General features: G+C 72.1%; 9 protein-coding genes. 6 read left to right on the top strand and 3 right to left on the bottom strand.

The annotated features are described in order from the left end of the window. Positions 1 to 181: 181 nt before the first annotated feature. The 3 genes from NQO67_RS36140 to NQO67_RS36130 all read right to left on the bottom strand — a co-directional run bounded on the left by NQO67_RS36140 (position 182) and on the right by NQO67_RS36130 (position 5,541). Positions 182 to 1,249 carry an endonuclease/exonuclease/phosphatase family protein gene (locus tag NQO67_RS36140; protein ID WP_374119243.1) on the bottom strand — a complete coding sequence of 356 codons (1,068 nt, stop codon included), beginning with the start codon at positions 1,247 to 1,249 and terminating at the stop codon, positions 182 to 184. A 116-nt stretch (positions 1,250 to 1,365) separates the two neighbouring features. Further along, a complete protein-coding gene (locus NQO67_RS36135) occupies positions 1,366 to 4,338 on the bottom strand; it encodes an AfsR/SARP family transcriptional regulator (RefSeq protein WP_255954680.1) in 2,973 nt (990 codons plus the stop codon). Positions 4,339 to 4,593: 255 nt separating this feature from the next. Next, positions 4,594 to 5,541 carry a hypothetical protein gene (locus NQO67_RS36130; RefSeq protein ID WP_255954679.1) on the bottom strand — a complete coding sequence of 316 codons (948 nt, stop codon included), beginning with the start codon at positions 5,539 to 5,541 and terminating at the stop codon, positions 4,594 to 4,596. 331 nt (positions 5,542 to 5,872) lie between these two features. Here NQO67_RS36130 and NQO67_RS36125 point away from each other — a divergent pair, with 331 nt between their 5' ends. The 6 genes from NQO67_RS36125 (at position 5,873) to NQO67_RS36100 (ending at position 14,271) form a co-directional block, all read left to right on the top strand. Continuing rightward, positions 5,873 to 6,382: a hypothetical protein gene (locus NQO67_RS36125; protein ID WP_255954678.1), complete on the top strand. Its 510-nt coding sequence runs from the start codon at positions 5,873 to 5,875 to the stop codon at positions 6,380 to 6,382. A 215-nt stretch (positions 6,383 to 6,597) separates the two neighbouring features. Continuing rightward, positions 6,598 to 7,284, top strand: coding sequence for a Crp/Fnr family transcriptional regulator (locus NQO67_RS36120; protein ID WP_255954677.1), 687 nt, complete (start codon positions 6,598 to 6,600; stop codon positions 7,282 to 7,284). Positions 7,285 to 7,334: 50 nt separating this feature from the next. Then, positions 7,335 to 8,198, top strand: coding sequence for a nucleotidyl cyclase domain-containing protein (locus NQO67_RS36115; protein WP_255954676.1), 864 nt, complete (start codon positions 7,335 to 7,337; stop codon positions 8,196 to 8,198). A gap of 89 nt (positions 8,199 to 8,287) precedes the next feature. After that, positions 8,288 to 8,833, top strand: a complete 546-nt coding sequence (locus NQO67_RS36110) for a hypothetical protein (protein ID WP_255954675.1) — start codon at positions 8,288 to 8,290, stop codon at positions 8,831 to 8,833. Positions 8,834 to 8,836: 3 nt separating this feature from the next. After that, on the top strand, positions 8,837 to 13,288 hold the full coding sequence (locus tag NQO67_RS36105; protein ID WP_255954674.1) for an ATP-binding protein: 4,452 nt from the start codon (positions 8,837 to 8,839) through the stop codon (positions 13,286 to 13,288). Continuing rightward, entirely contained in the window at positions 13,285 to 14,271 is a 987-nt protein-coding gene (locus tag NQO67_RS36100) for a tetratricopeptide repeat protein (protein WP_255954673.1), read from the top strand. The genes NQO67_RS36105 and NQO67_RS36100 overlap by 4 nt, the downstream gene beginning before the upstream one ends. The last annotated feature ends 5 nt before the right edge of the window (positions 14,272 to 14,276 follow it).

Here is a 14,276-nt window from a genome sequence, read left to right as displayed (position 1 = left end):
CCCCCCCCCCCCCCCCCCCACGACACAAGCCAGTTCACAGGGCACCAGCCGTCACGTCGTCACCAGCTCCGGCCTCCCCCCGCCGCCACCCCCCACCGTGCGGGCCGCTCTCCCACCGTGCGGTCCGCATGCCTTGGGCAGCCGGGGGAGGCCGGCTCCACGTCCGGCCGACACACGGAACCTAGCCGTGCAGCGCGAGATCGATCCGCAGCGCCCGGTGGTCGGTGTGCGCGAGGGTGAGGAAACGGGCGTCGTGGGCCGAGAAGCCCGGGCTCACCAGCACGTGGTCGATCTGCGCGCCGAGCGTCGGCGTGGTGCGCGACGGCCAACTGGGCGCGCGGGCGGCACCGGCAAGGCGTGCGCCGTCCCGCAGGCCGGTGTCCAGGATCCGCCGGAACGCGGCGTGGTCCTGCGAGGCGTTGAAGTCGCCCGCGAGGATGGTCGGGTCGTCGCCGCCGGTCCGGGCGGCGAAGTCCCGCAGCGCCCCCAGCTCGGACCGCCAGGCGTCGAGCCCGCCGGGCAGCGGAGGCATCGGGTGCGCGAGTTGCAGCCGTACCGGGCGCCCCTGCACCGTGGCGACGGCACCGGGCATGCCCATGGTGCCGCGGACGGCGGCGGCGGGCCGGAGCGGGTAGCGGCTGAGGATCACCGAGCCGTGCGAACCGGGCGCCCGGACGGCCTGCCGGTAGGGGTAGCCGCCCCGGGGCGCCGGTTCCTTGCCGGCCGTCGTCCGGGCCGGGCCGAAGGCGTCGTCGAGCAGGTCGAAGCAGCGGGCGTCGCACTCCTCGACGAACACGAGGTCGGGACGCTCGCGGCGCACTGCGGTGATCAGGGACCCGGTGGCCCGGCCGACCTCCACGTTCGAGGTCAGTACGCGCAGCTCGGCGACCGGGGCGCCGTGCGGTTCCGTCACCTTGCCGTACGGCTCCATGAACCAGGCGATGGTGCCGAGCAGCAGCAGACCCCAGAGCAGGCCGGTGCGGGACCGGGCGAGCGCAGCGAGCAGCAGCGCGAGAAGGGTGGGGGCGAGCAGCCAGGGCCAGAAGGCGAGCAGCTGCGGCACGGGCGTGACCGCGTCCGTGTCGGCGGCCCGGCAGCCGGCGAGCACGCTGACCCCGGCGAGCAGCAGGGCCGCGAGCCAGGCCCGGATGCCGCCGCCCCTGCGCCGGGTCCGCCGGTCACCGCCGGGCGGCGCACCGCCCGGCGCGTCGTCGTCCCCCGCCCAGGCGCCTGCGGCCTCGTCTGCCACGCTCCACCGTCCACACCGCCCACATGCGCGGATCTCTGCCGACCTGCCCCGAGGCCTACCCCGGGGCCTTCCCCGACGAGTATGGCCATCGGGGAACCGCGGCCGTCGGCCGGTGTTCAGGCGGGCGTCCTGCCGAGCAGGGAGCGCACCTCCGCCGCCTCCGGTGTGGACAGCCTGCCGTACGTCTCGTACACCGAGAGGGCCTCGCGCCAGCAGGTTCCCGCGCGCCCGGGCTCGCCGGTCGCCAGCAGGGCCTTGCCGAGGACCGTGAGGAAGGCGCCGCGGCGCCATCTGATGCCCGGCACGTCCAGCGCCAGCGCCTGTTCTGCGTGGGTCACGGCCGAGGCGGGCTGCCCCGTCGCCAGGTGCACCTCGGCGAGCCGGTAGTGGGCCATGCTCTCGTCGCGCAGTTGGCCGCCTTCGCGGAGGATCTCCAGCGCGTCCGTGAAGTGCTTCATCGCCGCCGCGTGCCGCCCCTCCCGGAGCAGCACGAGACCGAGCGCGTACCTGTTGTCGACGAACTGGAGGTCCGGGCCCTGGCCCGAGGAGAGCCGGGCGCCGCGCTGCGCCAGGGCGGACGCGGTCGTCGTGTCGTCGAGCTTCAGGTGCACCAGCGAGAGGTGGGACAGGGCGGTCGCCTCGCCCGGCCGGTTTCCGTCGTCGTGGAACGCGGTGACGGCCTGCTCGAACTGGGTACGCGCGGCGGCGTAGCGGTGTTCGTGCAGGGCGATGGTGCCGCGCTGGCTGGGCACCCAGGACAGCACCAGGCCGTCCGCGGCCGCCGTCGCGGCGTCCAGTGCCCGTAACGCCTCGTCGTCGGCTTCCTGGAGCTGTCCGTTGGCCCTGCTCACGAGGGTCAGGAACAGCCGGGCCCGTCCCTTCGACCGGTGGTCGCCGGCGGCCTGCGCGGCGGCGTCCACCGTGCGGGCCACCTCCTCGTACTGCTGCGTGTGCGCCCCGGACTCGGTCAGGTCGACCGCAGCCATGAGCAGATCGGCGGCCTTGCGCAGGAAGGGTCCGGTGGCGCACTGCCTGACGCAGGCGAGCAGGGGACCCGACTCGGCGAGCAGCCAGTCGAGCCCGGCCCTTCGGTGGGGGAAGGCGAGCCCGGGGTGCTCGGTGGGTTCCAGATGCTCCACCAGCCGGTCGCCGGGGCGTGCGATGCCGTAGACGCCGGCGGCGGTGGCCAGGTAGAAGTCCAGCAACCGGGAGAGCGCCGTGTCCCGCTCCGCGGGCGTCTCGTCGCGTTCGGCGCAGGAGCGGGCGTAGAGGCGTACGAGGTCGTGGAAGCGGTAGCGGCCCGGTGCGGTGGACCCCAGCAGGGACGCGTCGACCAGGGTCTCCAACAGGTCCTCGGTGCGCGCGGCCGGCAGGTCGAGCAGGGCAGCGGCGGCGTCCAGGGAGAAGTCCGGGCCGTCCGGCAGGCCGAGCAGACGCAGGGCACGGGCCTGGGCGGGACCGAGTCGCCCGTAGGCCGGTTCGAGGACGCGCCGGACGGCGAGGTCACCGGCCTGGAGTTCGTCCAGGCGGCGGCTCGGGTCGCCGAGCCGGGCGGCGAGGTGGGCGATGGTCCAGGTGCGGCGGGCGGCCAGCCGGGCGGCGACGATGCGGATCGCCAGCGGCAGGTGACCGCACGCGGCCACCACGTCCACCGCCGCCTCCTGTTCGGCGGCGACCCGCTCCTCGCCCACGACGGCGGTGAGGAGCCTGAGTCCCTCTTCGGGGGACATCACGTCCAGGTCCACCATGTCGGCGCCGACCAGGTCGACCATGCGCACCCGCGAGGTGATCAGGGCGGCACAGCCTTCGGTGCCGGGCAGCAGGGGGCGCACCTGGGCCGCGTCGTGGGCGTCGTCCAGCAGCACCAGGACCCGGCGGTCGGTCAGGATGGAGCGGTACAGCGCGGCGCGTTCCTGGAGGGTGTCGGGGATCGCCGTGTCGGCGGTGCCCAGGGCGCGCAGGAAGGCACCGAGCACCGACGCGGGCTCGGCCGGGCGGCCGTTCGGCGCCTGGAGGTGCACATACAGCTGGCCGTCCGGGAAGGCGCTGCGCACCGCGTGCGCGACATGCACGGCGAGCGTCGTCTTCCCCGCGCCGGGGAAGCCCACGACCGCCTCGATCACCATCGACGGTGCGGAGGTCTCGGTGAGCCGCCCCACCAGGTGCTCCACCACCTCCGTGCGCCCCGTGAAGTCGGGGACGGTGGCGGGCAGCTGGGTCGGCCGCACCTGCCCGGCGGAGGACGGCGCCGTCTCGCCCGCCGGCTCCACCCCGGTCCGGGTCAGGCTCGGGTCGGCGGCCAGGATGCGCTCTTGCAGGAACGCCATGTGGGGACCCGGATCGACGCCCAACTCCTCGGCGAGCAGCCGGCGCAGGTCCGCGTAGACGGCCAGCGCCTCGCCCTGCCGGCCGCTGCGGTACAGCGCCAGCATCAGCAGCTCCCGCAGCCGCTCGCGCATCGGGTACGCGGCCGCCAGCTCGGTCAGCTCCGAGACCACCTCGCCGTGCCGGCCCAGCTCCAGGTCGATGTCGAGCCGGGCCTCCAGCAGTTGCAGCCGCCACTCCTTGAGGCGGGCGCGCTGGGTGTCGGCGAAGGGACCGGGCATGCCGGCCAGCGGCTCGCCGTCCCACAGCGTGAGCCCCGCGTGCAGCTGCTGGCGGGCCTTGGGCAGGTCACCCGCGGAACGCGCCACCTGGGCGGCGTCCCAGCGGTGTTGGGCGTCCAGCAGGTCGAGCGACTCGGCGGTCACCGGGATCGCGTACCCGCCCGACTCGCTGACCAGGACGCCGTGGCCGAGGCTCCGGCGCAGCCGGGACGCGTAGGTGCGCACGGCGGCCAGTGCCTGCGGGGGCGCGACATCGCCCCACAGGGCGTCGATCAGCTCCGCCGCGGTGACCGTGCGGCCGTCCCTCAGCAGCAGGGCGGCCAGCATGGCGCGTGACTGCGGGCTGCCGATGGACAACTTCTCGTGCCCTCGCCACACTTGCACCGGGCCGAGGACGCGGAAGCGCAGCCGGGGGATCTTCGCCGGGTCCTCGTCGGCCGCCGGCGGGCGACGTTGCTCGGGAAGGCGCGGCTCTGCGCTCATCGTCACCTCCCAGGAGGCCAGGCTAACAGCCGTGTAGCAGCCGTTCACCAGCCGTTTATCGCCCCCTGCGACCCTCTGCGATCGCCTGCGACCCCCTGCGACCCGGTCCGCAGCAGCGCTCGCTGACCTGCCCCGTCCATCCAGCCGAGGTGGCGGGGGCCCCGAGGGGTCAGGTCCGCAGGGGACCCCGAGAAGGCAGGTCCGCACGGGACCCCGAGAAGGCAGGTCCGCACGGGACCCCGAGGAGGCGGGTCCTCACGGCCGCCGCGACGCGGTTTCCGCCGGGGCGCCCTGTGCTTCCCGGCGGGAGCCGGCGGCCGGCACCCGCGCCTGCCGGGCCAGGGGCGTCAGCAGCGCCACCACGGCACCGGTGCCCAGGACCGCCCAGGACGTGATCCGCAGGGTGCGGGTGAGCGCGTCGTAGACGGCGCCCGCGGAGGCGCGCGAGACGTCCGACGGCAGGTCGCCGAGGGCCAGGTCACGACCGATCGCGATCGCCGCCAGCAGCACCCCGGCGCCCAGCGCCAGACCGGCCGCCGTGGCCACGACCGCTCGCCGCCGCCGTAGCGCCAGCAGCAGGCCCAGCACGGCGCAGGCCACCGAAGCGGCGGGCAGCCACACGCCGGTCACCTGAAGCACGTGGAACCCCTTCCGGGACATCGTGTGGTCGTGGGCCGGCAGCACGGTCACGTCCGTGTGCTCGACCGGGATGCGCTTGGCGAACGGCACCGAGTCCGCCATGAGCTGCGCCTTGACGTGCGCGCTGATCGGCGCGATGTCGAAGCCGACCTTGCCGTCGTCTCCGGTGCGCAGGGCGCGGAGCACCGCCTGGTGCGTGGCGCGGTTGGCGGCGTTCCAGGCGGTCCGGAAGGTCCGGGTGCCGGTGAAGGACCGTACGGCGTCGTGCACGAAGGCCTCGACGCTGTGCCGGGGCGGGCCCGGGCCGCCGGTGTCACCGGCCGAGCGCTCCTCCTGCTGGTCCACCCGGGTCATGATCGCTTCGGTCACGGCCGTCGCCACGTCGTTCTGCACCGGGTCGTAGGACGCGAGCGGGGCCATGGTGGCCACGTAGGCGTCGGTGTCGCCGATCTCGTACCGCGCCCAGAGGGACAACGAGGCGAGGGGCGCCAGGGCACAGGCGGCGGTGAGCAGCACCGCCGACAGAACGTTCCGCAGCATGGCCCACGGCCGCATCCGGGACATACCCCCCAGCACATCGCCCCCGGTGGGCCGGGGGCGAGCGGGAGGACTGCGGATGGGTGCCGGGGTGACCCGGACGGGGGTACGGGGACCGGCCGACGGGGGGAGCGCCGGGGCGCCGGGACGCCGAGCGGGCACGCGGGATACCGGCTCGGGGTGGCGCACGGCGCGCGGCTCCGTGCATCGCCGTCCCGGAAAGGGGTACCGCGACAGGAACGTCCGTGGCACGGGCACGGCGGTGGCACGGACGCGCGCGACACGGGCCGTGCGCGACGGCGACACCGTCGCGACACGGACGCCCGTGACGAGGACGCGCCACCGAGAGGAGTCCGCCATGGCCCAGTCGGTACCGTCACCCGGAGACCCGGAACTCGTGCCCCGCGGGCTTCCCGCGGGTCGGTCCGGGGCCGGGCCGCCCGGCAGCCGGCGGATCGGCACCGCCGCCTGGGCGCTCCCGCTGCTGCTCGGCATCGCCTACGGCTTCTGGGCGGCCGAGGTGCGCCGCAGCACGCCAGCGCCCGGGCCGATCAGCACCGGAAACGTCGTCTTCGGCGTGGTGAGCGGCATCGTCGTCGCCGCGCTCGCCTTCCTGCTGCACCAGCTGCCGCGCTGGGTGCCGATCGAGCTGCGGGCCGCCGCGTGGGGCGCCTTCGCGGGAGCGGCGTTCGGATACCTGTACTCCCTCAGCGACGCGTCCATGTTCCGCACCGTGGTCATCGCGCTGCTCACGGCCGGCGGGATCGCCCTGATGATGTTCTACCGCTACTACACGACGGCGGTACCGCCGGACACCTATCGGTATTACGCCACGTATCCGCAGCGCGACCAGCGGATCCCGACCTGATGGCCTGACCCTGTCGTGTCCGGACCACCGGCCGGTGGTGGGTTGCTCGCGCAGTTCCCCGCGCCCCTAAGGGGTGGGCGCGTTGCGCCCATTCGTAAAGGCTCCGACGGGTGGGGGCGACCAGCCCCCCTACCCGGGGAAACCGGAAAACTTCCTGGGCCCGCACCAGCGGCTCGCATCGTTCCCGGGACGGTGATCCGGGGTATCTTCCGGCTGTGTCTGCGGACCCGGAAGACTGGCCCGCCGCGTCGTTCGTGGCGGACCTCGACCCTGTGCTGCGCCGCGAGGTCCTCCGGCTCGGAGCCGAACGCCGTTACGCGCGCGGGGACGTTCTGCTGCGCCAAGGCGACTCGGGCCGCTCCGTGATGGTCCTGATCGACGGGCTCACGAAGGTCAGCTCGCTCTCCGCGTCCGGGGACGAGCTGCTGCTCAGCCTGCGCACCCGCGGCGACCTGCTCGGTGAGCTGGGGTTCGTGACCGGCTCACCGCGCAGTGCGCTGGTCGTGGCGGCGACATCCGTGCGGGCCAGGGTGATTCCGGCAGCTGGTTTCGCCGCGTTCCTGCGTCAGCATCCCGAGCAGGCGATGCGGGTTTCCGCGGTCGTGGCACGCAAGCTGCAACGGGCGAACGAACGCAGAGCCGAGTACCAGTCGATGACGGCCAAGAAGCGAGTCGCCGCCGTCCTCGTCGACGTCATCGAAATGATCGGTGACGAGACGGATGCGGGCCCGCGCATCGGCCCCGAGCTGACCCAGGCCGATCTCGCCTCGCTGGCGGTGGTCTCGTTGCGCACCGTCGAGCAACTGCTCCAGGACTTCGAGCAGGAACGGCTCCTGGAGCGCCGCCGTCGATACCTGATCATCACGGGCGCCGCGCGCCTGCGCGAGATCGCCGGGCGCTGAATCCGCACTAGACCGGAACGCTGAGGCCGGTCGCGGAGCATCATGTTCTCGTGGAAGAAGGACAGATCACGCATAAGCTCCGTGCCCTGTGCGTCACGGTCGACGCGAAGGGGTACAGCAAGCGTGCGGCGAAGGGGCAGTACGAACTACAGCACGACCTGCTGGGCATGCTCGACGCCGCCGCTTTCGATGCCGGGCTCGACCGCATGAAATGGGCCTTACAGCCACAGGGCGACGGGGAACTCGCCGTGCTGCCGGGCGATCAGGACGAGCGGCTGGTGGTCGACGCGTTCGTGCGTCACCTGGACGCGCAGCTGACGGCCTTCAACGAGGACCGGTTGCCCGACGCGAGGCTGCGGCTGCGGATCGCGATGCATCACGGCGTGGCGGTCGACGCCCCCAACGGGTATTCCGGGCCGGCGCCGGTGCACGTCTCCCGGCTGCTCGACTCGGCGGCCCTGCGCGAGGCGCTCGAGGAATCGGGCGCGAATCTCGTGTTGGCGCTGTCCGAGAGCTTTTACGAGGAGCTGGTGCTCAGCCGCCTCACCTCGCTGCGGCAGGAGGACTTCCGGCCGCTCGAAATCGACGAGGCGAAGTTCCAGGGCCGGGCATGGGTCCACGTCCCGTCCCGGAGCCTGCCGCCCTGCACCGACGTGCCGCCCTGCGCCGACGATTCGAACCCTGCGGAGGCGGTGCCCGGCAACCCCGTCCGCTCCTCGGCGGCGCCGGTGCGCGCGGAGGCCACGACGACCGCGGACACCGTCGACGGCAGGCTCATCGGAGTCGACGCCGAGCTCTCGGACCACCGCAGCGCTGAGATCCGGAGCGAGATGCGGCTCGGCTCGATCGGGGAGACCGGCAACGTCACCGGAGTGCGGATCGGCAACGGAGCCCGCGATGAACGCGAGTCATGAGCAGCCATTCGGCCAACTCGCCGGCGAGCGCTCCGGTGCGGATCACGTCGCGCGGCTGATCGACGGCGTTCCTCGAAGGAGAGTGTGAGATGGCGGACTCCCTGACCTTGGCGGGCCTCAGCGCGACCGTGCTCACCGAGGGGATCCGATTTCTGTACGGGCAGGCGGGCGAGGTCATCAGGCAGCACCGGGAGGGCAGGGCCGAGCGGCGAGAGCGATCGGTGGTACCCGAAGTCGTCGCGGAGCCGCGTGAACTACCCCCGCCGGACCCGGAGCTCGTCGAGGGCTTTCGCGCAGACCTCGAGTTCTGCCGAACGTACCTGGAACCGTTCGTGACCGGAGAGCGACGTGACGCGCTGCTTCAGGGCGCCGTCGACCCCCAGGTGATCGAGGTCGCGGACGCGTTGCGCCGAGTGCTCGGTGCCGTGCATCAGGTGCCGATCGTCTTCGCCGACGAGCTCAGCGGCGCCGGCACGAAGGTGGTGCGGGGGAGCGTGGAAGCCGACGTGGTCGCCGGCATCCTGATCGGCGTCCGGGCGAAGGTCGTCTCGGCCACCATCGACGCGCACGCGCGCGCGGGCCGGATCGAGGCGGGCGGAGAAGTGATCGCCGCAGACATCGTCGGCGGGGAGTGAGCCGTGGAACGCGCCTTCGAAGAGCTGGTCGCCGAACGTTCCGGCGGAGATTTCGTCGAACGCGACTGGCTCACCGACGAGATCGAAGCCGCGGTCGCCGCGCCGGGCACGAGCCTGGTCCTGATCAGCGGCGAGCCCGGCACCGGGAAGACGAGCCTGATGGCGGGCCTGGCGACCGCGCATCCCAGCTGGCTGCGCTATTTCATCGGCGCCGAGAACGCGGGCGCCCCGGCGGCCGGCGACATCGGCTCCTTCCTGCTGTCCGTCGGCCACCAACTGGCCGCACAGCGCCCGGCGCTGTTCGAGCCCGCCGCGCTGGAGGTGGCGGTCCGGCAACGCATCGGGGACATCGAGACACAGGGCAGCGCGACCGGGATACGCATCGACGACCTCACCGTCTCGCCGTTCTACCGGACCGCGCGGCTGACCGTGGAGCAGCACGTGGGACGCCTCAGCGGGCGGGTCACGGGTGTGGAGATCGGCATGGCGAACGTCGAGCCCCGGCTCCTGGAGCCGGACAACCTCGCGCACCTTGCCCTGCTCGGCCCGGCCGGCGTGCTGGCCGACGACGATCCCGACGGCCCCGACATCGTCATCCTGCTGGACGCGCTCGACGAAGCGGCCCGCGTCGACCGCGACACCGAACTGCTGACCTGGCTCGCGTCCGGGCCGCGCCTGCCGGACAACGTCAAGATCGTGATCACCTCGCGGCCGCAGTCCGCCCTGGGGCTGCTGCGCTCCGCGGCGGACCACAGGCTGGCCGAGATCGCCGTCGAGGGCCACGACAGCCGGGTGGCCGGCGACCTGCTCGCCTACGCAGAGAAGACGCTGGCCACGGCCGAGGTGACCCGAGCGGCCCAGGCCAGGGGACTGTTCCCGGACCAGTTCCTGCGGCAGGCGGCGCGCCGTGCGGAGGGGAACTTCCTCTATCTGGTCAGCTACGTCCGGGCCCTGAAGGACGCGATCGCGTCGGACGACACGGACCTGGCGGACCGCCTGTTCAAGCTGGAGGACGTGCCGCCGACGCTCGCAGGCATCTACGGGCTCTTCGTGGAACTGGCCCGCGTCGAGATCGACCGGCTCGGGCTGCTCGACATCGAGAACCCGCTCAGGCCGGAGGACCGGTACACCCCGTCGTGGGAAGGCGTCGGGCAGCCGATCCTCGGCGTGCTCACCGTCGCGCGCGAGCCGCTGACCGAGGCGCAGCTCATGAGGTTGACCGAGGCGCGCGTCTGGGAGCGTTCCGTTCTCAACGTGCTCGCACGGCTTCGCTGGCTGCTGCGTCGGCACAACGGACGGGTCGCCCTTTTCCACGCTTCCGTGGGGGAGTTCCTGACCGGGCCGATCGCCCGGGAGAAGCACACGGACTGCTGGCTCGACCAGGTCGAGTGGCACGAGCGCATCGCACGGCACTACCAGGGGCCGGCCGTGGCCTGGGCCGATGTCGACTGGTCGAAGGTGGACCGCTACGGACTGAAGTACCTGCCCGACCACGTTCTCGGCGCCAAGCCACGTACGCGCGCACGGGCCGTCGACCTGATCTGCGGCGGCTTCCTCCAGGCCGTGCGGGCGGAGTTCGGGGCCGAGCGGCCCTTCCTCGGCGCGGTCGACCAGATCGCCCGGCACATCGCCCAGACCGGGGACGTCGAGCACGGCCTGAGCCCGATCCTGTACCTGTCCGTGGTCCGCAACCAGGCGGTGCACTGGAACAAGTCCATACCCGCCCGCGCGTTCGGCCTGATGGCCCGGGTCGGTCGGCTCAACGAAGCGCTCGAACGGGCCTCGGAGCTCACCCCGTCGTTCCACCAGTTCGCAGCGCTCGCGGAGATCGCGCGGTACGCCGAGTGCGGGCCGGGCCAGCCCACCCGGCAGGAACTGAACGAGCGCGTCGTCGAGTGCGCCCTGATGATTCCACCGGGCAAGCGGGACGCCGGGTGGCCCGATGCCGAGAAGGCGTTGGGCTACGCGGCACGCCTGCTGGCCCCTTACGACGTCGAACGCGCGCTGCGCCTGTGGGAACGTGCGCAGGAGGAGCAACGGCGGCGCGGCGGGAAGGGGGACGAGCCCCCGGACGACCTCTACCGCAGGGCCGCCGACGCGGAGCGGGACATCGTGCGGGCGCGCACGCTGACCGGCAAGATCCGTGACGATCGATGCGACGCCTACCTGAAACTCACGTCACGTGAGATCGATTCCGCGCAGACCCGCGCGATCCTGGAGGCTGCCGAGAGAAGCCTGGCCGAAGCAGCACCGCTCGCCCGCGTCCGCTCGCTCGCACGGTTGGTGCGGGCCTGGCACGGCCTTGACGACATGGCCGCGGCACGGCTGCTGGCCGAGCTGCGGTCAGAGGTCTTCGAAGCCGGTGGCGTCCAGGACCTGGGGAGCACCCTCGTCGCCGCCGCAATGAGCGTGGCGCCGGTGGACGCGAGCACGGCCAGGATGCTCCTTGCCCGCTTCGACCTCGAGCCGGACGCGACGAAGGACGACCTGGCGAAGGCCGCGCACCTGCGCAGCGGCGCCGGCGCGGAGTCGGACTCGGACGACACGCCGGAGCCGGCCTCGGACGACACGCTGGAGGCGGTGGAGCAGACGCTCGCCACCCTCCAGAACGCGGGCGCCCGGCCCGGCACGGTGGGCGGCCAACTCCGTACCCTCCGCCTGATTCCGGTGGTCACGAGATTCGCGCGACACGACCTGGCGCGTGCGGCCGAGGTCGCGCGCGGGGCGCCGGAGACCGACTGGTACTGGGGCGGATACACACCGCTCCCCTGGCTGTCGGGGAAAGACGACGAGGCCGGCCGAACGCATGAGATCTACGCCAACGACCGGTACTCGATGCTCTCGGGAATCGCGCACCTGCACCTGAACCGTGGCGAACGATCCGAAGCGATCGCGATCCTCGAAGAGACGCTCGCCTTCTACGCTGAGAACTCCAGCCAATTCGGAACCGTCGAGCACGACCGTTCGGAACATCCGCACACACCGGAGGACTCCGCAGGTCAACGGGCAGAGCTACGGGCGGCAGATCAACAGGAAGGGCAGCGCGCGAAAGGCAAGGGCTTCACGCACGACGAACTGGCCGGCATCACAGCGGCCTTCAACGCATCCGAGGAGTGGAGAGCGTTCGTATCACGGCACTTCTTCCGGGGCCCCGCCGACATCGTACGAGTGGCGTCGACGGCCTCCGGTTCGCTGGCGAGAACGCTGCGCGTCGCCGCCGAGCACCTCCGGGCGCGCGACCCGGAGACCTCGACGCACATCGTCCGCGCGCTCGACGACATCGGGGAGCGGGCGATCGGCCTGTCCGTGCTCCATCTGGCCGCGCACGATCCCGGTCACGGGCCCAGGGCCGAGGAACTCTCCCGCGAGCTCGATCGGGCCCTCGCGGTCCTGCCCGCGCCCAGCCGGACGTCGCCCCCATGGGACACCGACAAACGCCGTGTCACCGCTTACGGCCGTCCGGATATCCGGGTGCGCTTCGAAGTGGCACTCAGCGCTCTCGACTGTCGCGAGCGGGACGTGACCGCACTCGAAGAAGTCGAATACCTCTCCTTCGCGCGCAGTCTCCACCTCTATATGTATGTCGTCGATCATTTCATCGCGGGCCTCTTCGAACGTGAGCGATTTCCGCGTGATCTGCGGCGATTCCTGACGCAGGCGCTTGGCCCCGACTGGTTCCAGGGCACGCAGGGGAACGTGCTCATCGACTGCGCCCGCGCCGCCTTGGCGCTCCGCGAGTTCCAGGTCATCCGGGAGCTGCCCGGCTACGCCCCGGTCGAAAACCGCATGCGGATCGAGGACCCGATCTACGCGACCGCCATGGAATGCGTCGCACCGACCGAGGACGGCCTGCCCGGACCGGCGTTCGCCGCCGGAATCCGCCGAGTCCTCGCCGATCGAAACGTGGCGGCTGCCGCCGGCCTGCTCGCGTTCGCCGCCGAGATCCGTCCCGAGCTGCGGGATCTGCTGCTGAACCTCGGCAAGGAGACGATCGCGGCAGCCGACGACCTGGAAGGCGCCGACCGCGTCGACGCGTTGACGTATCTGGCGGCGGCGCCGATTCTCGCCGACCTGGTGGACCCGGTCGCGCTCTTCGAGGAGACGGAGCGGAAGGAGTTCAGCATCTACGGAAAGCAGGCACTGGTCGACGCGGCGGCCGCACGGCTCTATCCGGCGCTGCTGCGGCGCAGTCCGTCCACCGCCTTGCAGGCGCTCTACGATGCGGCCACCGTGCGGTGGAGCCACGCCATGACCCTGCTGGAGAAGGCGATCGACGACTTGCAGGCGACCTTCGGTGCAGAACTGGCCGCACGCCTCGCAACACCGCTCGAACGTGGCCTCGCCTGCGTCGCCGCCGACGGGTCCGCTCCCGAAGCCGCGAACGGTGTGTCTTTCCGCAGGCTCCTGCCCGACGACAGGCGCCTGCCCGACGGTCCGACGGGAGCACGGCATTGAGCACGGCATCCCATGCGCTCATACGCGACGCGCACCAGAACATCCGGCAGCTCTTCAGGGAGCCGCATCGCGACGTGGCAGAAGCCTGCCGGGCCGCGCGTGACGAGTACGCCGCGCTGCCGCGCCTCGATCCGGAGGACCCGGGCCACTGGAAAACGTACCGAATTCTGACTTCCGATCTCCAGACCCTCCTTTCGTATCTGATGGAATCGGGTGTGCCGAGCAGCACGCCTGGAACCTTCCGAACCCTCGTCATGAACGTGCTGTACTACCTGTCCATGGCCAACCGCTCCAAGGCCGGCCTGATCCTTGCGAGGACCGTCTACGGCGAATGGTCGCGGCGGCTCCTCGAATCGCATGTAGACGTCATCTACGTGGCGGAACGCCAGGCGGCGTGCCATCTGGAGTTGGGCGAGGGCGAAGCCGCCGCGGCCGTCATGAAGAAAGTCCTCTCCCAACGCGAAGCCACCCTCGGCAAGGACCATCCCACCACGCTGAACGCGGCGGTCAACCTCGGCACCTGCCTCAACGACCTCGACGACTTCCATGCCGCGCTCAGGCTGAACCAGGAGACGCTGCGACGCTGCCGGGCCCGACTCGACCCCGACGACGACATCACGCTGAACGCGGCCAGCCACCTGGGCGCGAGCCTGTTCGGCCTACAGGAGTACCCGGCGGCGTTGACGATCTTTCGCGACGTCGCGGCCAGACGGGCCGCGGCCAAGGGCCCCACCGCACTCGACGCGCTGCGGGATGCCTCGGACGTGGCCCTCACCCTGGAGAGACTCGACGACCACGAATCGGCGCGGGTGGTGTACGAACGCGTCTACCGCGACTACAAGAACCTCTTCGGCATGAGTCACGAAAGCACCCAACACGCGCAGGCGAGGCTGGTCCGAACCCTTCGCGCGCTGGGCCGCACCGACGAGGCCGACGAGGTACGCGGCGTTCCCTGGGCCCGCCGACGGGACTGGACTCCCTAGGCCCT

Source organism: Streptomyces odontomachi (assembly GCF_024435355.1).
Classification (GTDB): domain Bacteria; phylum Actinomycetota; class Actinomycetes; order Streptomycetales; family Streptomycetaceae; genus Streptomyces; species Streptomyces odontomachi.
The sequence above is the reverse complement of the archived record's forward strand: the minus strand, read 5'-3'. Positions and strand labels throughout refer to the sequence as shown.

Bases quoted from the DNA above. Each gene is read 5' to 3' on its own strand.
- NQO67_RS36135 (WP_255954680.1), bottom strand. From the start codon at position 4,338: ATGAGCGCAGAGCCGCGCCTTCCCGAGCAACGTCGCCCGCCGGCGGCC.
- NQO67_RS36130 (WP_255954679.1), bottom strand. From the start codon at position 5,541: ATGTCCCGGATGCGGCCGTGGGCCATGCTGCGGAACGTTCTGTCGGCG.
- NQO67_RS36125 (WP_255954678.1), top strand. From the start codon at position 5,873: ATGGCCCAGTCGGTACCGTCACCCGGAGACCCGGAACTCGTGCCCCGC.
- NQO67_RS36110 (WP_255954675.1), top strand. From the start codon at position 8,288: ATGGCGGACTCCCTGACCTTGGCGGGCCTCAGCGCGACCGTGCTCACC.